This window comes from Streptomyces sp. UF-297, assembly GCF_058245575.1.
In genome coordinates this window covers 315637-336356 of the sequence record NZ_JBSIBZ010000001.1, presented here as the reverse complement: position 1 = coordinate 336356, position 20720 = coordinate 315637, and the positions used below count along the sequence as shown (strand labels likewise).

10 protein-coding genes are annotated in these 20720 nt (G+C 71.9%); 2 read left to right on the top strand and 8 right to left on the bottom strand.

From position 1 onward, the window contains the following. Positions 1 to 3: 3 nt before the first annotated feature. From AC4IJH_RS01575 to ubiG, 6 genes are all read right to left on the bottom strand, one after another. Positions 4 to 1326, bottom strand: coding sequence for a cytochrome P450 (locus AC4IJH_RS01575; protein ID WP_490849596.1), 1323 nt, complete (start codon positions 1324 to 1326; stop codon positions 4 to 6). Between the two features lie 117 nt (positions 1327 to 1443). After that, a complete protein-coding gene (locus AC4IJH_RS01570; RefSeq protein ID WP_490849595.1) occupies positions 1444 to 2637 on the bottom strand; it encodes a 3-hydroxybenzoate 6-monooxygenase in 1194 nt (397 codons plus the stop codon). Positions 2638 to 2648: 11 nt separating this feature from the next. Beyond that, positions 2649 to 3050: a DUF2834 domain-containing protein gene (locus AC4IJH_RS01565; protein WP_490849594.1), complete on the bottom strand. Its 402-nt coding sequence runs from the start codon at positions 3048 to 3050 to the stop codon at positions 2649 to 2651. A 71-nt stretch (positions 3051 to 3121) separates the two neighbouring features. After that, positions 3122 to 4651, bottom strand: coding sequence for a flavin-containing monooxygenase (locus AC4IJH_RS01560; protein WP_490849593.1), 1530 nt, complete (start codon positions 4649 to 4651; stop codon positions 3122 to 3124). Next, the gene (locus AC4IJH_RS01555) at positions 4648 to 5544 is read right to left on the bottom strand and encodes a 1,4-dihydroxy-2-naphthoate polyprenyltransferase (protein WP_490849592.1); all 897 of its coding nucleotides are present in this window, start codon (positions 5542 to 5544) and stop codon (positions 4648 to 4650) included. Before AC4IJH_RS01555 ends, AC4IJH_RS01560 begins: the two co-directional genes overlap by 4 nt. Further along, positions 5538 to 6248, bottom strand: a complete 711-nt coding sequence (gene ubiG / locus AC4IJH_RS01550; RefSeq protein ID WP_490849591.1) for a bifunctional 2-polyprenyl-6-hydroxyphenol methylase/3-demethylubiquinol 3-O-methyltransferase UbiG — start codon at positions 6246 to 6248, stop codon at positions 5538 to 5540. Before ubiG ends, AC4IJH_RS01555 begins: the two co-directional genes overlap by 7 nt. A gap of 425 nt (positions 6249 to 6673) precedes the next feature. On the opposite strand from ubiG, the gene AC4IJH_RS01545 reads away from it, so the two are divergent. Both AC4IJH_RS01545 and AC4IJH_RS01540 read left to right on the top strand, forming a co-directional pair. Further along, positions 6674 to 7477 carry a hypothetical protein gene (locus AC4IJH_RS01545; protein ID WP_490849590.1) on the top strand — a complete coding sequence of 268 codons (804 nt, stop codon included), beginning with the start codon at positions 6674 to 6676 and terminating at the stop codon, positions 7475 to 7477. Positions 7478 to 7780: 303 nt separating this feature from the next. Beyond that, positions 7781 to 10567 carry a M4 family metallopeptidase gene (locus AC4IJH_RS01540; protein WP_490849706.1) on the top strand — a complete coding sequence of 929 codons (2787 nt, stop codon included), beginning with the start codon at positions 7781 to 7783 and terminating at the stop codon, positions 10565 to 10567. Positions 10568 to 10796: 229 nt separating this feature from the next. Here AC4IJH_RS01540 and AC4IJH_RS01535 read toward each other — a convergent pair whose 3' ends face one another. Together AC4IJH_RS01535 and AC4IJH_RS01530 are read right to left on the bottom strand one after the other, a co-directional pair. Beyond that, entirely contained in the window at positions 10797 to 11882 is a 1086-nt protein-coding gene (locus tag AC4IJH_RS01535; RefSeq protein ID WP_490849589.1) for a cytochrome P450, read from the bottom strand. 421 nt (positions 11883 to 12303) lie between these two features. Next, positions 12304 to 20412 carry an SDR family NAD(P)-dependent oxidoreductase gene (locus tag AC4IJH_RS01530; protein WP_490849588.1) on the bottom strand — a complete coding sequence of 2703 codons (8109 nt, stop codon included), beginning with the start codon at positions 20410 to 20412 and terminating at the stop codon, positions 12304 to 12306. Positions 20413 to 20720 lie beyond the last annotated feature (308 nt).

The following is a 20720-nucleotide window of genomic DNA, read 5'->3' as shown; positions in this document are numbered from 1 at the left end:
GGGCTACGCCGGTGTCCGCGGGCTCACGGTCATGCGGATGTCGTCGGCCGCCCACAGTACGAACCGTTCGACGGGCGTCACCCGGTGTCCCGGTACGGGGCGGAACCGGAAGCGCTTGAGCAGGACGGCCAGCACCAGCTCGGCCTCGACCATGGCCAGCGCGGCGCCCTCGCAGCTGCGCGGCCCGATCCCGAACGGGATGTAGGCCAGCCTCGGCCGCTTGGCCACCTTTTCCGGGGTGAACCGCTCGGGGTCGAACTTCGCGGGCTCGGGCCAGTAGTCGGGGTTGAGGTGGACGGCCCAGAACGGGTAGAAGACCGTCGCCCCGGCCGGGATCTCGTAGTCGCCCAGGGCGATGGCCTCGGTCGTCTCGCGCGCGCCGTACGGGCCGGGCGGGTACAGCCGCATCGCCTCCTTGAGGACCATCTCCAGGTACGCCAGCCGTCGCAGCTCGCTGTAGTCGGGTGTGGCACGGTCGCCGAGGACGCGGTCCAGCTCGTCGGCGACGCGTTCGGCGACCTCGGGGTGCTGTCCCAGCAGATGCAGGGTCCAGGAGACGGCCACTCCGGTGGTGTGGTGGGCGGCCAGCAGCGTCACCATGACGGTGTCGCGGATGCGCGCGGGCCGCTCACCGGCCTCGACGAGGGCGCCGATCAGATCGCTGCGGTCCGTGCGGCCGGTGGCGCGATGGGCCTCGACCACGCGGTCGACCGTCCGGCGCAGGTAGTCCAGGGCCCGCTCCGCCCGCTCGGCACGCTCCTCCTGTGTGCCCGGGAGGGCCACTTGGTAGAGCCGTCCCAGGTATTCGGTGAGCACCTCCTCGAAGGCCTCGACGACGCGGTCAGGGTCCGTGGCCTGCCCGCCCAGCGCGTACTCGCAGATCATTCGCAGCGTCAGCGCGGTGAGGTCCTTCTGCAGGGCCACGGGCCCGTCCTCGGCCTGCTTGGCCCAGCGGTCCGCGAGGGCGGTCGCCAGCGTGGTGAACCGCGCGAAGTGCCGCTCGTGGGAGGGGCGTCCGGCCAGCACCGACAGCAGCAGGCGCCGCCACGGGCCGTGCTCGTCGGCCGCCATCACCTGCAGATTGCCCGCCTCGCACAGCGGTGCCAGGAACTCGAAGAGCCGCTTTGGCCGCTGGTCGATGTGCGCGGTGGCCTCCAGCAGCACGGGGTCGGCGACCGAGACGGCCGTCTGTGCGCCCGGTAACTGGAACCGTACGACGGGCCCGTACTCGGCGTGCAGCTGCAACTGGTAGGTGTGCAGCCCGCCCGCCGCCGCGACGGCTCCCACGCCACCGTCCGTACGGGGTTCGGGTCCGGGGATGCGCATGGTCACTCCTCCTCGCTCACGATCCGATGCGCGAGGGCCACTGCGGCGGGTGGTGACCACCCGGGCAGGTGACCTCTGTCCGAAGGTACCCAAGGGGGTGGGGTCGATGGGGCGGGCTCAGACGCTGATGGCCCGGGTGAAGTCGCGGGCGCCGTGCAGCCAGGCGACCTTCCGGTAGAGGTCGTCCTCGGTCAGGGAGCGCAGCATCGCGTTGCGCCGCGCCGCCCGCTCACCGGAAGGGTGGTAGAGCAGCGTGCCCATCTGCCGGGCCAGCAGCTGGGTGCGGGAAGTCCGCCCGCGGCGCCGGGCGTTGTACGTCCGCAGGCGCCGCGGCACCTCGTCGGTGGCGGCGTGCGCGAGGACGTCGCCGAGCACCACGGCGTCCTCCAGGGCCTGGCAGGCGCCCTGGGCGGCGTACTGGAGCATGGGGTGGGCGGCGTCGCCCATCAGCGCCACTCGGCCGTCCGTCCACACATCGACCGGGTCGCGGTCGCACAGCACCCACTCCCGCCAGCCCTCGCCCAGCTCCAGCAGCCGCCGGGCGGTGGAGCCCAGCGCGGGGAAGCGGGCCAGTACGGCGCCGCGCTGTGCCGGACGCCCCGCCACGGGCTCGCGGGCGCCGTCGTCCAGGGTCGCGGCGAGGTTGAGAAACTCGCCGGCGCCGATGATGTAGTGGACGAAGTGCCATTTGGGGCCCGCCCACAGGGTCACCGCGTTCCACCGCAGGTCCTTCGGCACCCGCTCGATGGGGATCACCGAGCGGTAGATGGTGTGGCCGGAGACGCGCGGAGCGCCGTCGCCCACCAGTTGGGCGCGCACGGTCGAGCGGATGCCGTCGGCTCCCACCAGCAGATCGCCGGTGAAGGTACGGCCGTCCTCGGTGGTGACGGTGACGCCCGCGCCGTGCTGGGCGTACCGCCGCACGACGGCGCCCTCGACGAGCTCGATGCCCTCTCGCGCCCGGCATGCCGCGAGCAGCGGGTGGTAGAGGTCGCCGCGCTGCACGACCGCGTACGGGTTGCCGAACCGCCTGCGGTAGCGCTCGGTGAGCCGCATGGCGACGATCTTCTCGCTCGTCGTGCCGTCCATGAAACGGAATTCGTCGATGAACACCGCCCGGTCGCGCACGCCCTGTCCCACGCCCAGAAGGTCCAGGGCGTGGAAGGCGTTCGGCCCGAGCTGGATGCCCGCGCCGATCTCGGCGAAGGCCTCCCTGCGCTCCAGGACGGTGACGCGGTGTCCCCAGCGTGCGAGGGAGAGAGCAGTGGCGAGGCCACCGATGCCGCCACCGGCGATGAGCGCATGAGCCATGGCGTTTATCGCTATGCCTTTCTCGCCATTTCCCGGGGCGGTGTTTCACGGGGCGGTGCGGCGGCCGGCGGTGACGGCGTGTTCGCCTCGGCGGCGATCTTCAGCTGGCGTACGTACATGAACAGGGCGAAGGCCGCGCACAGGGCCAGGGCCGGGGCGCCGACGATGTACGCCCACACGTGCCGGATTCCGTACCGCCGCGCCTCGACGATCATGAAGACGCCCAGCCCCGCCCAGATCAGCACCAGATCCGCGTAGATGAACTGGGACGCCAGATTCGTCGAGGCATCGCGCAGGAAGTTCCACACGACACCGAGGGGGCCCGCCTGCGCGTTCTGCACCACGAACAGGACGGCCAGCGTGCCCATGATGAGGGTGCCGCAGACGGCGAACAGCAAGTAGAAGATGCACATCGCACGGTCTCTTCCGTGCACGTCACCCAGTCGCATCACATCGGTCTCCAGGGCCGTCGTTCACCGGCCGGTCAGCTGACGCTGTCGGGCCGGGTGCGGTCATAGCGGTAGTCGTCGAGGTCGAAGTGCCGGGCCCGCCAGGCGGCTTCGTACGTCGAGGCGGGGCGGACGGCCGGGGCGTCCCCGCGCTCGTCGAAGTAGTAACTGTTCGCGCCCCGGCAGCTCTCGTGCAGGAATACGGTGTTGCGCTGGCGTCGCAGCGTCCTGCGGAACGAGGCGTCGTGTTTCTCCGGACGGATCGCCGCCTGGGTGGCACGCCGTCGCCGGGCCTCCTGGATCACCCGCAGCGCATGGGTGACCTGGTAGTCGATCATGCCGAACCAGGAGCCGCCGGTGAAGGAGTACGGACCGACGATGAACCAGAGGTTCGGGTATCCCTTGACCGAACTGCCCTCGTAGGACTGGTAGCGCTCGGACGTCCAGAATTCCTTGAGCTCACGGGCCGCCATTCCGTGCACGGGGAAGGGCGGCAGGTTCTCCAGGACGTGGAATCCGGTGGCCAGCACGAGGACGTCGAGCTTGTGTTCCTCGCCGTCCGCGGTGCGGATGCCGGTCCGGGTGATCCGCTCGATGCCTTCGGTGACGAGTTGCACGTTGTCGCGGGTGAAGGTGCGCCAATAGCCCTTGCCGAGGGAGGGCCGCTTGCAGCCCAGCCGGTACGCGGGAGTGAGCTTGCGCATCAGCTCGCGGTCGCCCCTGACCTGGCTGCGCAGATAGAGCCGGGAGGCCGCTTCCCCGGCCTTGACCACGAAGGGGAAGCGACGGTGATGGATCATGGCGATCACGAAGCTGAGTTCCATCGCGGTGTCCGTGACCAGCCGGACCGTGCGCTGCGTCCACGGAGCCGCCCGGAAGATATCGCGGACCGCTTTGGGGAGGGGGAAGTCCGGTTTCGGCAGCAGCCAGATGGGGGTGCGCTGGTAGACGTGGAGCCGTTCCGCCCGCGGGGCGATCTCCGGTACCACCTGGACCGCCGAGGCCCCGGTGCCGATCACTCCCACCCGCCTGCCGTTCACGTCCAGTGCCGGGTCCCATTGCGCCGTGTGCACGAGCTCGCCCTCGAACTCCTCCAGCCCTTTGATGTCGGGCGACTTCGGCTTGGTGAGCCAGCCGGTGGCACAGATGACGAACCGTGCCGTCATCGAGGCGCCGTCCGACAGGGAAATCCGCCACAGGTGTGCCGGCTCGTCGTAAACGGCCCGCACCACCCGTGCGTTGAAGCGCAGATGGGGCCGCAGCCCGTACTTCCGGACGCAGTGGTCCGCGTACGCCTTCAGTTCCGAGCCGGGGGGAAAGGCCCGGGACCACGAGGGATAGGGCTCGAAGCCGAAGGAGTAGGAGAAGGCGGAGATGTCCACGGCGATGCCGGGATATCGGTTGGCGTGCCAGCTGCCGCCGACGTCGTCCTGCTCGTCCAGGACCACGAAGTCCTCGATACCGGCCCGGCGCAGGCCGATCGCCGTGCCGATCCCGGAGAATCCGGCGCCGATCACCAGCACTTCGTGATCAGGTGTCGTGGCGGCGCGCGCTGTGCCGGTCACAGCGCCAGGCCGATCGCCAGCAGCGGCCCGAAGGCGAGCAGCATCAGGCAGGTGCGCTCCAGCACCGGTACCAGGTCACGGCCGCGTGCCCCGCCGAGCACCCGGCGTACCGGGAAGACGGCGAACGGGAGTGCGCCCAGGACGAGCAGGGCCCAGGGCCGGGAGGCGGACAGCGCCAGCGCACTCGCGAAGGCGGCGCTGACGTAGAGCAGATAGCAGTAGCGGGTCCGCTGGTCGCCCAGCCGTACCGCGAGCGTGATCTTTCCAGCGGCGGCATCGGTGGGAATGTCGCGGAGGTTGTTCGTGGTGATCAGCGCGCAGGCCAGCAGGCCGACGGGGATCGCCGCGCCGAGGGAGAGCAGGGGGACATAGCCGAGCTGGACGAAGGCCGTGGCGCACACGAAGACGATGCCGTGGTACAGGAAAATGCTGGCCTCGCCGAGCCCGCGGTAGCCATAGGGCCGGGGGCCGCCGGTGTAGAACCAGCCGCCGAGCGCGCAGAAGACCGTCAGCGCCAGCATCCACCACGAAACGGTCACGGCCAGGGCGATTCCGGCGAGGGCGGCGATGATGTACTGCACCAGTCCGGCGCGGAAGACCTGTTGTGAGGTGGCCTGTCCGGAACCGACGAGCCGCGTGGGCCCGACCCGGGCGTCGTCGGTGCCCCGCACCCCGTCGCTGTAATCGTTGAAGAAATTCGTCCCCAGGACGAAACCGAGCACGAACAGCACCGTCAGGACCATGCGCCACCAGCTGATCTGACCGAGCGAGTGGGCGATCGCCGCTCCCACCGCGAGCGGCGCGATCGTCACGGGCAGGGTCTTCAACCGGGCGCCGATCAGCCAGTTCCGTACGGCATTTCCGCGGGCCGGCCGCTGATCGATGGTCACCATTTCGTCCCCACGCCCATAAAGAGAACGGAGGTGGATTTGGTGCGTTTCACTCGGACCTCCTCGCGTCGTCCGGCCACGTAGAGGGCCATGTCACGCATTCCCGGTCGCAGGCCCAGCAGTTCGAGCTCCACGCCGTGCGACCGTGCGACCTTCGTCAGCCGCTCCCGATTGACGAACAGCCGGTGGTCGTGGGTGCCGCGGGGCGGCCTTCCCGGAACGGGAACGTTTTCGGCGAGCGTGATGGAGACGAACCTCGCCAGCCGGGTGTCGGCGATGGTGTCGACGATCAAGGTGCCTCCCGGGCGCAGCACCCGGCACGACTCCGCCACCACCGCGTAGGGGTCCGGTACGTGCTCCAGGCACTGCCCCGCCGTCACCACGTCGAAGGACGCATCGGCGAAGGGGAGTTGGGTGATATCGGCCCGGGCGACCTCGTCGAAGCCGTGCTTGAGCGCCTCCTGCAGCGACTTCGCCGACAGGTCCACACCGAGTACGCGGTATCCCTTGCCGGCCAGATGCGGGCCGAACAGACCGCCCCCGCAGGCGACATCCAGCAGCCGGGCATTCTCCCTTTCCGGAGCGGGAATGAATTCGGCGCGGGCCCGCGCGATCCAGCCCAGCGGCGCCAGCGCGCCCCGAGGATCCCACCATTGATCGGCGAGCGGGTCGTAATCGGTGATGAAGTTGCTTCGGACCCCTGACATGACCACCATCCGGGATGGGCCCAAGCCGAACCGAACCGCTTGAGCCTTGCCATTAACTGCAGCCACCTACAGCACGAACAGTTCAAGCGAGCCGCATGATGCCCTGGCGGAATATCGGTTTCCCGACCGATCCCCCTTCCCCCGTGGGCGCCGAGGGCCTTTCAACAGGCTAGGGAAATCGATAAGTTCAGACCAGAGCGCGCAACTGTCAATGTCAAGTCGCACGACCACCGGTCACCCAAGAAACAGAAGAAAGGATTCCGAAAAACGTATCTCCCGGAGCATCGAGTCGTCACGGAGCGGATTCCTCCCCGGCGGCCCGCCGACCGGCAAGATCCCGTCAACCTTGTGGAACCGCTCCGTTCCGGGCCGCAAACTGGTACATCCAAGAGGTCACCGCGCCGACGCCTGCGAGAGAGCGATCCATGCACACCCATGATTCCGGCGACAGCCGCCCGACCCTGCAGCACGAGCAAACGCCCCGGCCGCCGGAACCGGCTCCTGAGGTGGGCGAGGTGCTGCGCGCCGTCGGTCTGCCGCTGCGCGAGCTGGAGATGCGGATGTTCGCCCCGGTCAACGTGGTCATGAGCATCGCGTTCGACGAGAAGCTGGGCGGGCGCCCCCTGTCCGAGGGCTACCGGTGGCTCGCCGAGCACTTCACCAGCGTCTGCGGGGAGACCGTCAATCTCCTGCGCGACATCACCGCGCCGCCCGACGCGCCCACCCGGCGGTCCCGGACCCTGCGGGAGGCCGTCGAGGAGATCCGGCGCCCCGAGGACGCCACCTTGCGTATCCGCTGCGACGGCCATGCCTTCTTCGTGGAGAAGCGCCGCGGCCACTGCCGGATTCTGCAGAGCTACATCGGCCGGTACGCCCTGGCGGACTCCCTGGAGGGGGCCCCGGTGGCGGGCGTGACGAGCATCCTGGCCGTCGATCTCGGCGCGTCGCTGCGGGAGATCGGCGCCCACCATCTGGACAACCTCCGTGCGTCGCGGGCCTTTCGTACGCACCCGGAGGAGAACCGGCTCTTCGGCGGAGCGCTGTTCTCCAAGAACGACATCCACGAACCGGACCTCAACCTCCACTGCGAGTCCACCACGGCGGTCAATTCGGCCCGAGAGCAGCGCCGGATCGTCGATACGCAGCTGAGCAGGTTCGCCACCGCCTGGGACGGGATCAGCTCCTTCGGCGGGACGCCGGCCGACTGGCTGGAGGCCAACCCCAGCTGACCCGCCTCGGCATACCGTCCGGGCGGCCAGGGCCCCTGGGGCGAGCGATCTCCCCGAGGCCGGAACTCGCCCGTGGAATATCCCACCCCATTGATGGCGGACCGCATCGTCGCTATCCATAGCCCTCTCCGGTGGTGTTCCGCCACCGGCACGGCTTACAAGGGGGGATGGAGACACGTGCGTCATCCACGAGCGCGCTCGGCAAGATCGAGGTCGTCCAGAGCGGGGGCATCCGCAACGGGGGGATCCCGAGCAGGGGCATCCAGAGCTCCGAGAAGTGGCATATCCGGTGCGGCGGCGCTGATCAGCGCCGCCGCACTTGTCGTTTCGGCGGCCGCCGCCAGTACGGCGACGGCGGCCCCCACTCCCCCGCCGAGCCCCGGGGAGGTGATCCCCGGGCAGAACACGGCGACGCCCGCGCTGGTGGACGGCATCCGGGAACAGGCCCCGGACGCCACGAGCGCGGCGGGCGCGGCCCGCGCGTATCTCGCCGGGAAGCGGGACCGCTACCGGATCACGGCCCCCGACCGCGACCTGACGCCGCTGCGGACCACCACGGCAGCGGGCGGCCAGGAGACCGTACGGCTTCAGCAAAAGCACCGGGGCGTACCGGTCCTGGGCGGCCAGTACGTCGTACGGATGGAGAAGAAGGACGGCGAACGGGTCGTCACGGGCACCTCGGGCAAGTACTTCACCGGGCTGCGCACGGCCACGACGGCCGAGGTCGACGATGCGCCGGCCGTCGAGCGGGCGGTGGACGCCGTGCTCACGGAGCTGGATACGAAGGCGTTCTCCGAGGCCGGCAAGGCCAAGGGCAAGGGCGGTACGGGCGAGGAGGACGAGCCGCAGCTGTCGGGCACCTCCCGCGGGCTGGTCGTCCTGCCTCTGGGAACCGGGGTGCTCACCCGGCACATCACCGTACGGGGCAAGGACCCGGCGCGCGGCGAGCCGGTGCTGCGCGAGGTCTACATCGACGCGCGGGCCGGGTACCCGGTCCTCCAGTACAGCGGTATCAAGACGTTCGGCGCGGCCGGGGTGTCCGCCGGCTCCGCGAAGGGCTCCGTGGCGCGCCGCGCCGCGCAACCGGGTCCGGGAACGGTGGGCTCGGGCGTGAAGCTCGACGGGAAGACCGTCGAGCTGCAGGTGGCCCGCGAGGAGGGGCGCGACGCCTATGTGCTGCGCGACCACTCCCGGATACAGATCGACGGCAATGTGCTGTCCACCTGGGACACGCGCGGCAAGTGGGCCACCGATGTGGCGGGCCAATGGCCGCCGGACATCAAGGAGTTCGCCTCGCCGACGGCGGCCTTCGGCACCGAGGCGACCGAGTCCGGCGCGGTGGACGCGCACTGGGCCGCCGGCCAGGTCTACGACTACTACAAGAACAAGCACGGCCGGGACAGCCTCGACGGCCGCGGGATGTCCATCGACTCCTTCGTGGGCGTGACCGATTACGGGCAGCCGTATGTCAACGCCTTCTGGGACGGCCAGAAGATGGTGTACGGCACCGGGGACGCCGAGTACCAGCCGCTCTCCGCGGGCCTGGACGTCGTCGGCCACGAGATGACCCACGGCGTCATCGAGCACACCGCGGGCCTGGTCTACGCGGGCCAGTCCGGCGCCCTGAACGAGGCGATCGCGGACTACTTCGGCAACGCCATCGAGAACGACACGTACTCCGTCCCGACGGACCACCCGGACTCGGGGCTGCTGGGCGAGCGGCTCTGCCGGACGAAGACGCCGCGCGCGTGCGCGTTCCGCGACCTCAACGACGGGCGCAATACGGCCACCTCGTTCCTGGGGGTCGGCTTCGGCACCGACAACGGCGGCGTGCACCTCAACTCCACCATCTTCGGCGGTGCGCTGTGGGATGCCCGGGAGGATCTGGGCGCCGCGCTCACCGACAAGATCGTGTACAGGGCGCTGACCGACTACCTCACCCCGATCGACGGCTTCACCGAGGCCCGGGCCGCCGTCCTCGCCTCCGCCAAGGCCCTCAAGGTCACGGCGGACCAGCTCAAGGCCCTGCAGCGGGCCTTCAACGCCCATGGCATCGTGCCGGGTTGGGAACTGGCCATCGGCGTGGACTCCGATGTCCTGCTCGACCGGGCCAACACCAAGAACTCGCGGCTCGGCTCCGGCGGCGGCTGGTTCGTGGCCGCCAAGTCCAACGAGGAGGGCTCCGAGGCGTACTCGGTGTGGGCCGGACGCGCGGACGGCAAGGGCCAGTTGAAGCTGATGAGCCCCAACGACGGCCGCTATCACGTCAATCCGGCCACCGACGGCAAGACCGTGGTGTGGCAGGCGTACGGGTCCACCGGGGTGGATGTCCTCGCGCGGCCGCTGGCGGGCGGACCGGTGAAGAAGCTGTGGCACAACAGCCGCAGCCCGGGCTACTCGGTGGACATCGACGGTGACGTCGTGACCTTCGACTACTACAACCACGGCGGCAGGCGGGGCATCGCCTACCTGAGCCTGAAGGACCCGTCGAAGATCGAAACGGTCGGCGGCGGCACCTACCACCGGGCGTACTTCCCGTCGGTGAGCAACGGCAAGGTCGCCTACCAGGAGATGCGCCGCGCCCGCCCCACGTACAAATACAGCACCCGGGTCGTGGACGTGGCCACCGGCGAGGACAAGGTGATCCAAGAGGTGCCGTCCGGCACGAGCCTGGGTCCGACGGCCATCAACGGCAAGCATGTCTTCTGGCTGCTCGACGACGTCCAGGGCAACGAGACCACCGCCCTGCGCCGCGCCAATCCGGACGGCACCGGCATCGTGGACCTGAGTCCGGACTCCGGCCCGGGCGCGCTCAATGCCGCCGAGGTGACGGCCTCGGAGAGCGCGGTGACGGTCGTCGCCCGCACCCCCTCCGCCGAGTTGACCAACGCGTCGCTGGCCAAGCTCTGGCAGTTCTCCTCCGACGGCACACCGCAGGGCGAGCACGCGCGCAAGAGCCGGGTCTCCTGCAACCGAGGCGAACAGCTCTCGGCCGCCGCGGCGACCGGGAACCAGGTGGTGTGGCTCGACGCGACCACCGGCATCGGCAACGTCGTGACCCGCACCCGGCCGGCCGGCACCTGCGGCTGACCGGGCACTGATCCCTCATCCCCGGGCGGCCTGCCGCAGACAGCTTCGGCAGGCCGCCTCGCCGTACCTCGGCGCAGCCGCACGGGCAGGCCGGGCAGCCCGCGGTGTCGCGGATCGGCCTGCCGACGCCCGTCGCGCCCCTCGTGCCCCTCGTGCCCCTCGTGCCCCTCGTGCGTCCCGTGCAGCCGCAGTCCGGGGAAGCGTCGAGGACACGGGCACCGCATTCCCCTCAGCCGCGGCGCACCTTGCTCCGGTGGCCGACGTGGACGGTCTTCACGCCCAGCAGGCCGACGAGCGGCACCTCGGCGGTCCGCTGTCCCGGCGCGACGACCAGGCCCGTACGGCGGATGTGGCCGAGGAGGAGTTCGGCGAGCGGCATGACCATGTGCCGCCCCCAGCAGCGCTCCGAGGCGTGGCCGAAGGGCATATAGCCGGGGGTGTCGTCCGGGTCGAGGGTGTCCCAGCGCTCGGGGCGGAAGGCGTTCGGGTCCTCCCACAGAGCGGGGTCCCGGTGGGTGAGCAGCGGGAGCATCAGCAGATCGTCGCCGGGGCCTATCCGGGGGTCGACGGCCGGGTACTCGGGGCTGCGGTTGCGCAGCAGGTTCCACGAGGGGGGCAGCAGCCGCATCGCTTCGTACAGGATGTGCGCGTCCGGGACGCCCTCGTCGAAGGGGGAGCCGAGCCAGAGGGCGTTGGCGACGAGGGTGGAGACGGTGAAGCAGACGGGGGCGGCGGCGCGCCGGTAGATGCCCATGGCGTAGCGGCGATCGTGGTAGCCGCGGGCCTCGGCGAAGAGTTGGGCCACGTGCGTCAGGTGCGGCCCCGGCTCGGGCCGGCGCGGCAGTGCGGCACCGGCGACGATGGTGGACCAGGTGAACTTCGGGGTGATCTCCAGCTTCCGGGACATCAGGATGCGCAGCCGGTAGGGGTCGTCCCGCAGGATCAGGTCGCGCAGGAACAGGTGCCCGGTGATGGGCCACGGCCCGGACAGATCCGCGTCCTGGGGGAACGGCCGCTCCAGTGCCGCGCGCACATCGCGGCCGATGGTGCGCATCACCGAGGACGCCTCGCGCGGGGAGATGGAGCGGCCGTGCAGCGGCTTGAACGTGGGCCGCTCGGTCTCCGTGGCCCGGCGCGCGGCGAGAATCCTGTCGGAGAGCTCGGCGCCGGGAATGCCGATGGTGTCGGGTTCGAGGCGGACGAGGTCCGTGCCCAGGTGCTCGTCGAGCAGAGCCCGCAGGCGCGGGGCGAATACGGTCGTACGCCGGGCGGCGGGATGCTGGGCGCTCGTCGTACCGGCAGTGGCAAGCGGCATAAGAACTCCGGGAATTGCGAAGGGCCCGCACTCGGCCGGGCCGGAGGACCGACAGCCGAGATACGGGCCCAAGGCGCTCAATCCGCTGTCTGTGACGGGTGATGGCGCCGGTGATGAGCGGCACTGTCCAACGGATTTCTAGTACCAGAAGTACCAGGCGCTCTGCTTCAGGCTCGGCTCGCGCTTCTTGAGGCTGACCTCGATCCTGCTGATGGGAGCCTTGTTGCGCAGCGCGGCAAGGATATTCGCCATACGTTTTCCCTCCTCCCGACATGGTGGACGTCAACTGGCGGACCGGGCCGGTAATTTCACACCCCATCGAGGTATGTAGCTTGCCGTGCCCTGCCGTTGCGATCAGTGAAGCCCTGAGTGACAGATGTTGTCAATGATTTCTCCTTGTCATGTTTGTAGGTGCCATTCATCAATGGGCGCATAGCCAGCGCTGAATTGCCTCGGCCGTAGTGCGCGCATGCTCCTCGCACATGCTCCAGTGGCTGCCCGGGACTTCGACGGTGTCGTACGGCGGCAGCCAGAAAGTGCGCCCGCCGCCCGCCTGCGCCTCGCGGCCTGTGTGGGTACGCAGGTGCGGCAGCGGTTCCGTGGCGCGGACCAGGAGCGTGCGAAGGTCCGTAGGTTCCGGGTGCCAGCCGCGGGCCAGGCGGGTGTACGCCCCGAGCGCGGCCATGGACATGTCCTCGACCGCCGCGTCGAAACGCTCCCCCATCTCCAGCGGGAGGCGGGCGGGCAGGGCGAGCAGCCAGGGCTCGTCCTCGCGGTCCGGGGTGACGTGGTAGGTGTCGACGATGACGAGCCCGGCCGGTGGAGTGCCGGTGGCCGCCAGCCGGGCGGCCACCGAGTGGGCGGGACAGCCGCCCATCGAGTAGCCGAGGACGGCGTACGGGCGCTCGCCGAAGTGCTCGCGCACGGTGGCGGCGTACAGGTCGACGAGGGTCTCCCAGTCGCGCGGGACGGCCTCACCGTGGTCGACGCCGGGGTGCTGGACTTCGAGAATGTCCCGGTCAGCGCCGAGGAACGGGGCCATCGCGGCGTACCAGGGCCTGCCGAGGTTGGGGGTGAAGCCGGGGAAACACACCAGCGCGGGGGCGGCGGCCTCGGCACGGCCCGTTGCCAGGCGGATCGGCGCGAGGGCGTGCCGTGCGCTGTCGGAGCGGGAGAACGAGGGCAGGGCGAGCGAGGCGTGGACGAGCAGGTGCATCGCCGAGACGACCTCGCCGGTCTCGCAGACGCGACGGTAGAGGGAGGCCAGGCTCTGCCGGGGGCGGGTCGCCCGCGAGGAGCGCGACGGTTGCGGGTCGGCGGCCGCCGCGCCGGGGAGTGCGCCGGCCAGCTCTCCGTAGAGGTGATCGGCCAGTTCCTGCGCGCTGGGCCGCTCGAACACGACGGTCGCGGGCAGGGGTGCGCCACTGAGCAGGCTCAGACGGTTGCGCAGCAGCACGGCCGTCAGGGAGTCGAAGCCCAGCTCGGTGAGGTGGCGGGCGGGGGGTACGGCGGACGCGTCGGGGTGGCCCAGCACCGCTGCGATCTCCGCGCGGATCAACTCCCCTAGCACGGGCGCCTGTTCGGGTACGGGCAGCGCCGCCAGACGCCGCCTCCAGGAACCCGCCTCCTCCCCGGCGCCGTCGCCCGTACCCTCCGGCGTACCGGTGGGCGATGTCGTGCGGGCCGGTGGCAGCAGGCCGCGCAGTGGCGGTGGGACCGGTCCGGCGGCGGTACCGGAGCGGTCCAGCGGCAGCGGGGCGAGGACCGGTTCGGGGCCGGCGAGGGCGGAGTCGAGCAGTGCCAGGCCCTGTTCCGGGGAGACGGCCCGTACGACGCCGCTCTGGGCCTGGCCGGTGCGCGCGGCCATCCCGTCGCCGTCCGCCCACGGCCCCCAGGCCAGCGAGAGCGCGGGCAGGCCGAGGGCGGCGCGGTGGTAAGCGAGCGCGTCCAGGAAGGAGTTGGCGGCGGCGTACGTGGTCTGTCCCGGGTTGCCGAGCAGGCCGGCCGCCGAGGAGAACAGCACGAAGTGCGCCAGCGGCAGCCGCTTCGTCAGGTCGTGCAGGTGCCAGGCCGCGTCCACCTTGGGCCGCAGCACCGCCGACAGCCGCTCGGGGGTCTGCGCCTCCAGGATGCCGTCGTCCAGGACTCCGGCAACATGCACGACGGCGGTCAGCCCGGGGGCGTACCGCTCGATGACGGGGGCCAGTTGGGCGCGATCGGCGGTGTCGCAGGCGATGACGTCGACGCGCGCCCCCAACGCCTCTATCTCTTTGGACAGTTGCTGCGCACCAGGCGCCTGCGGGCCGCGGCGGCCGACGAGGACGAGGTGCCGTGCGCCGTGCCGGGCGACCAGGTGGCGGGCCAGCAGTGCGCCGAGCGCTCCGGTGCCGCCGGTGATCAGTACCGCGCCTGCCGCCCAGCCGTCCCCGCCCGCAGAGGGGAGGCCGGTGTGCGCCAGCCGCGGAACCCGCACCACGCCCTCGTACAGCGCGAGTTGCGGTTCGCCGGTGGCGAGTGCGGCGGGCAGCAGTCGCAGTGACTCCGTCCGCCCGTCGGTGTCGACGGCGGTCAGGCGGCCGGGGTACTCCGACTGTGCGCTGCGCAGCAGGCCCCACGCGGCAGCGGCGGCGAGGTCCGGTTCGCGGGCGGTCGCGCCCCGGGTCGTCACGACCAGGCGCGGCCCGGTGACGGCAGGGCCGGTCAGGTGCTCCCGCAGGAGGTGCAGGGTGCGCGCCGTCAGGGTGTGGGTGGCCGCGACCGGGTCGGCGTCCGAGGGAGAGGGGGCCAGGGAGACCACGAGCGCCTCGGGCGCGGTCCGCGTGCCGGGGAGTGCCGCACCGAGGTCCAGGTCGTCGGGCGCCACGACCTCAAGGGCCGGCCCGTCACCCGCCGCGGAGACGGCGGTCCACCGCGGATGGTAGACGCCCACCGGCACGCCAGGGCCGTCGACCGCATGCGGTGCCGGCCGGGTCGCCATCGACTCCACCCTGGCGACCAACTCGCCTGTGAGATCCGTGATTTCGAGGGTGATGGCGCCTTCCCCCGCCGGGCCGATGCGTACGCGCAGGGCCGTGGCCCCGGCGGCGTGAAGGGTGACGTTGCGCCAGGCGAAGGGCAGCCGGGCGGGGCCGGCATCCGGTGCGGCGAGCAGCGGGGCGTGCAGAGCGGCGTCCAGCAGCGCGGGGTGGATGCCGTACCGTCGCGCGTCGGCTTGTGCCGCTCCCGCCGAGCGGACCTCGGCGAAGAGTTCCTCGCCCCGCCGCCACGCGGCCGTCACGCCCTGGAAGGCGGGCCCGTATGCGTGACCGGCCTCGGCCAGCCGCGCGTAGGCACCGGCAAGGTCGACGGGTACGGAGCCCGGCGGCGGCCAACCACCGGCATCCGCGACTCGTTCCAACCCTGCGACGGTGAGGGCGAGTTGACCTGTCGCATGATGAGTCCACGCACCCAGCGCATCGGCCTCACCAGGGCGGGAGTGGATGTCCACGCTGCGCCGCCCTGCGTCGTCCGGCTCGCCGAGGGCGATGTGCAGGTGTACGCGGCCGGCGGCGTCGGGCAGGACCAGCGGGGCCAGCAGGGCAAAGTCCGCGAGGGTGCCGAACCCGCAGGCGCCGCCCGCGTGGATCGCCATTTCGGCGAGCGCGGCGCCGGGTACCAGCGGAAGGCCGCCGATGACGTGGTCGTACAGCCAGGGCTGGTCGCGGGCGCAGAGGGAGCCGGTGCACAGGACGCGGCCGGTTCCGGGTACCGAGGTCGGCGGCGTCAGCAGCGGGTGGCCGTCCCCGCCCCGGTCCGTCGCGGGGGCGGCAGGCACCCCGTCCAGCCAGTACCGCTGCCGCTGGAAGGGGTAGGTCGGCAGGTCCACGCGCCGGGCGTCGGTGTCCGCGTACACCCGGCGCCAGTCGACCGGCAGCCCGTGCACCTGCAGCCGGGCCAGCGCGCTCAGAGCCGTCCCCGCCTCGTCGGCACCGGCCCGCGCGGCGGCGGCGACCACCACGCCTTCCCCCTCCCCCGCCAGCGCTGCCGCGGCCAGCGCGGCGAGGTGGGCCTCGGGTCCGACCTCGACAAGAGCCGTCATCCGCTCCCCGCGCACCAGCCGGTGGACGACGTCCCCGAAGCGGACGGCTTCGCGTGCGTGCCGTACCCAGTACACGGCCGAGCGCAGCTCCTCGCCTTCGGCCGGAGAACCGGTCAGCGCCGACAGCACCGGGACGTCCGGCGCCCGGTACGTCAACTGCTCGGCCACGCGGCCGAATTCGGCCAGCATCGACTCCATCAGCGGGGAGTGGAAGGCGTGGCTGACCCGCAGTCGTGTGGTGCGGCGGCCGCGCGCGGCGAAGCGGGCCGCGACGGCGAGGACGGCGTCCTCCACCCCGGAGATCACCACCGAGCGCGGCCCGTTCACCGCCGCGATCGCGACCCGGCCCGCCTGATCCGCGAGCGCTTCGGCGGCCTCCTCCTCGGAGGCGTCGAGCGCCAACATGGCGCCGTTCGGAGGTAGTTGGCTCATCAGCCGTCCTCGGGCGGCGACCAGCTCCACCGCGTCCCGCTCCGTGAGGATGCCCGCGGCGTGGGCGGCCGCCAGCTCTCCGATGGAGTGTCCGGCGACCGCCTCGGGGCGTACGCCCCATGACTCCAGCAGCCGCAGCAGTGCCACCTCGAAGGCGAACAGACCGGCCTGGGCGAAGTCCGTCCGGTTCAGCAGCGCGGCGTCCGGGCTCCCCTCGTCGGCCCACAGCACGCTACGCAGCGGCCGTTCCCAGCCGTGCGCGTCGAACCGTTCGCACAGCGCGTCGAAGGCGGTCGCGAAAACGGGGAAGGCGGCGTGCAGTTGGCGTCCCATGCCCGGCCGCTGTGCGCCCTGCCCGGTGAACAGGACGGCCGCTCGTGCCGTCTTCTTCCTCGCCTCGGCGGTGCCGCTGATCTCGGCGGCTCCGGTCGCCGCGAGGGCGTCGAGTGCGCGCAGCAGCGCCTCCCGGTCACCGGCGGGCAAGGCGGCCCGATGCGCGTGCATGGTGCGGGTGGTGGCCAGGGAGAACGCGACGTCCAGCGGGGCGAGCCGGGGCCGCGCACGCAGCAGTGCCGCGATGGTGCGGCTCTGCGCGCGCAGCGCCTGCGGGGACGCGCCGGACAGCAGCAGCGGTGGCACGGCCGTCGGGCGTACGCGGCCACCGGAAGCCGGGGCCGGGACGGCGCCCGGACCGTGGGCCCGGACATCGCCCTGCCCAGCGCCCTGCCCGTCATCCCGGCCCTCGGCCTGCCCCAAGGCCTGCCCAAGGGCCTGCTCATCGCCCTGCTCGACGATGACATGCGCATTGGTCCCGCCGATCCCGAACGCGGAGACCCCGGCCCGCCGCGGGCGCCCCGGCACCGGCCGCCACTCCCGCTCCCGTGTCAGCGGCCGTACCGTACCCGTCGTCCAGTCCACGCGCGGTGAGACCTCCGCGCAGTGCAGGATGCGCGGCAGCCGTCCGTGGCGCATGGCCATGACGGTCTTGATGACGCCGCCGACGCCGGCCGCCGCCTGGGTGTGCCCGATGTTGGACTTCAGCGCGCCCAGCCACAGCGGGCGGTCGGCGGGCCGGCCGCGCCCGTACGTGGCCAGCAGCGCCTGCGCTTCGATGGGGTCGCCCAGGGCCGTACCGGTGCCGTGCGCCTCGACCGTGTCGATGTCGGCGGCCGCCAGTCCGGCGTCGGCCAGGGCCTGCTCGATCACCTGCTGCTGGGCGGGGCCGTGGGGCGCGGTGAGCCCGTTGGAGGCGCCGTCGGAGTTGACGGCCGAGCCCCGCAGCAGCGCCAGTACCGGGTGTCCGTTGCGCCGGGCGTCGGACAGCCTCTCCAGCAGGATCACTCCGGCGCCCTCGGCCCAGGCGGTGCCGTCCGCCGCGGCGGAGAAGGGTTTGCACCGGCCGTCCGGTGCCAGCGCGCGCAGCCTGCTGAACGCGGTGAACGGCACCGGCGATGCCATCACGGTCGCTCCCCCGGCCACGGCCAGCGCACACCTGCCGGACCGCAGCGCGCGTACCGCGGCGTCGACGGCCACCAGCGACGAGGAGCACGCGGTGTCCACCGTCACGGCGGGCCCGCGCAGGCCCAGGGTGTAGGCGATACGGCCGGAGGCCACGCTGCCCGCCGAGCCCAGTGCGAGGTGGGCCTCCAGTTCCTGCGGGCCGTGGTGGAGCAGGCGGCCCGCGTAGTCGCTGTGCATCAGGCCGACGAAGACGCCGGTGTCGCTGCCCCGCAGGGTGGCGGGGTCGATGCCTGCGCGTTCCCACAGCTCCCAGGTGGTCTCCAGGAGCAGCCGCTGCTGCGGGTCGGTGGCCAGCGCCTCCCTGGGTGACATGCCGAAGAAGGCCGCGTCGAAGTCGGCCGCCCCGCGCAGGAATCCGCCCCGGTGGGTGACGGAGGCGCCGGTCCGGTCCGGGTCGGGGTCGACGACGAGCCCGGTCCGCTCCCAGCCGCGATCGGCCGGGAAGTGCGAGGTCGCGTCCGTGCCGTCGGCCACCAGGCGCCACAGGTCCTCGGGCGAGGCGACATCGTGCGGCCGTCCCGGGTACCGGCAGGCCATCGCCACGATGGCCACCGGGTCGCCTTCGGCAACCGGCGGGCCGGTCCGCGCCCCGGCTCCCGTCGCCCCGGCCTCCGGGGCAGGCCCCGGGTCCAGCGCCGCGATCACCAGCTCCGTCACCGCCGCCGGAGTCGGGTGGTCGAACACCAGCGTCGCGGGCAGTTCCACGCCGGTGGCAGCGCCGATCCGGTCGCGCAGCAGTACGCCGCCCAGGGAGGTCAACCCCCAGTCGGTGAAGGGGCGGCCCGCTTCCCCTTCGGCCACGGGCGCCTCGCACGTACGCGCGGTCTGCTCCCGTACGAGCGCCAGGACCGCGTCGTACCGCCGGGTCGGGGACAGCCTCGACAGCCGCCCGCGGAGCGCCGACGCGGCGCTCTCCCGCTCCTCCGCCAGCCGCCTGCCCAGCTCCCTGACCAGTTCCGCCCGGTCCGTCTTGCCGGAGGCGGTACGGGGCACGGCATCGGTCGCGTACACCTCGTCCGGCACCTTGAATCCGGACAGCTGCTCCCGGCAGACGGCGCGCACCCGTTCGGTGTCCAGGCCGTGCGGGCCGGGGACCACGAAGGCGACGGGCACCTCTCCCAGTACGTCGTGCGGCCGGGGTACGACGGCGGCGTCCGCGACGCCGTCACAGGCGAGCAGGACGTGCTCGACCTCGGCCGGGTTGATGTTCTGGCCGCCCCGGATGATGAGTTCCTTGACGCGTCCGGTGACCCGCAGATGGCCGTGGCGGACCCGGCGGCCGAGGTCTCCCGTGCGGTACCAGCCGTCGTGGAACACCTCGGCGTCGGCGTCCGGCCGGTTGTGGTAGCCGAGCATCAGGCTCGGGCCGCTGACCCAGATCTCCCCCTCGTCCCCGTCGGCGACCTCCCCGCCACGGACGGGATCGACCAGCCGCACCCGGACTCCCGGCACCAGCGGGCCGCTCGACTCCTGCTCGCGCGGGCCGTCCAGCCGGTGGACCGCGACCTTCCCGCAGGTCTCGGTGGAGCCGTAGCCGTCCAGCAGCGGGGCGCCCAGCAGTTCCTCGACCCGCTGCCGCAGCGCCGCGGAGCACGGGGCGCCCGCGCTGACGCACAGGCGCAGCCCCGGCCGCGGGACCTGGCGGCTCTCGCCCGCCGCTCCGCCGCCGGAACTCTCGGCCACCTCGGCCACCAGCAGCCGGTAGCTCGCGGGCACCCCGGCCAGGACGCTGAACGGCTGCTCGGCCAGCGTGCGCGCGGCGCTCTCGCCCCGGCCGAGGAGGTACGCGCTCGCCCCCACGGAAACAACGCCCAGCAGGCACAGCGAATGCGCGTAGGCGTGGAACATCGGCAGCGGCCACAGAAGCCGGTCCTGCGGCCCGAGCCCGAACACGGGGACGTAGGCCGCCGCCACCGACCACAGTGCGGAACGCTGGCTGGAGACCACGCCCTTGCTCTGCCCGGTGGTGCCCGAGGTGTAGTGGATCCAAGCCGGGTCGTCCAGGCCGAGGCCGTCCCGAGGCCCCCGGCCGGGGTCCCTCCCGGCCAGCTCCTCCAGCAGCACCGTCCCCGCGGGCGCTCCCTCCGGCACGCTCCGCGCACCCGCCACCACGACCCGCACCGCCATCTGGCGTACGGGCACGGGCAGTTGTGTCTCCTCGGTGACCAGCGCCACGGCGCCGCTGTCGTCCAGGAAGTACGCCAACTCGGCGTCCGTGGCCCGTGGGTCGAGGAACACTCCCACCGCCCGGGCCCGCAGCACCGCCAGCCAACTCTCCGCCAGCTCCACCCGGTTGCTCAGATGCAGCGCCACCCGGTCCCCCGGCCGCACGCCCAGACCCGCCAGGTGTCCCGCCAACCGGCCCGTCCGTTCCTCCAGTTGCCGGTAGGTGACCGACCTCCGGGCATCCGAGAAGGCCTCCTTCTCCCCTCTCCGCGCCGCGTGCTCCCGCAGCACCTCCGGTACCGCGCGCACCAATTCGCCCCGGACCTGCTCCACTCCCACCCCTTCCTCCGCCGCCTCTCCCGTGTGCAGGCGCTCTCCCGCACACCACCGCGCATTTCGGGAGCGTCCGCGCACCCTCCTCCTCAGGGAGGATCGGACAGCCCCACCTCAGTAGGATCCGCGGCCGCGCCGGTTCCGCGTAATCTCGGACCCGCATGTTTCGCAGGGGGATCATCACCGGGGGAAATCCACCTTCAGAGCGATTCTGCTCAACGACCACATCCGAAGTGTCCTCGCCGTTCCGGCACCGTGCCGGAAACTCACACCCGGCCGCGGACACTCGTTTCACTGTGGCCTCATCG

Bases quoted from the DNA above. Each gene is read 5' to 3' on its own strand.
- AC4IJH_RS01575 (WP_490849596.1), bottom strand. From the start codon at position 1,326: ATGCGCATCCCCGGACCCGAACCCCGTACGGACGGTGGCGTGGGAGCC.
- AC4IJH_RS01570 (WP_490849595.1), bottom strand. From the start codon at position 2,637: ATGGCTCATGCGCTCATCGCCGGTGGCGGCATCGGTGGCCTCGCCACT.
- AC4IJH_RS01565 (WP_490849594.1), bottom strand. From the start codon at position 3,050: ATGTGCATCTTCTACTTGCTGTTCGCCGTCTGCGGCACCCTCATCATG.
- AC4IJH_RS01555 (WP_490849592.1), bottom strand. From the start codon at position 5,544: ATGGTGACCATCGATCAGCGGCCGGCCCGCGGAAATGCCGTACGGAAC.
- ubiG (WP_490849591.1), bottom strand. From the start codon at position 6,248: ATGTCAGGGGTCCGAAGCAACTTCATCACCGATTACGACCCGCTCGCC.
- AC4IJH_RS01545 (WP_490849590.1), top strand. From the start codon at position 6,674: ATGCACACCCATGATTCCGGCGACAGCCGCCCGACCCTGCAGCACGAG.
- AC4IJH_RS01535 (WP_490849589.1), bottom strand. From the start codon at position 11,882: ATGCCGCTTGCCACTGCCGGTACGACGAGCGCCCAGCATCCCGCCGCC.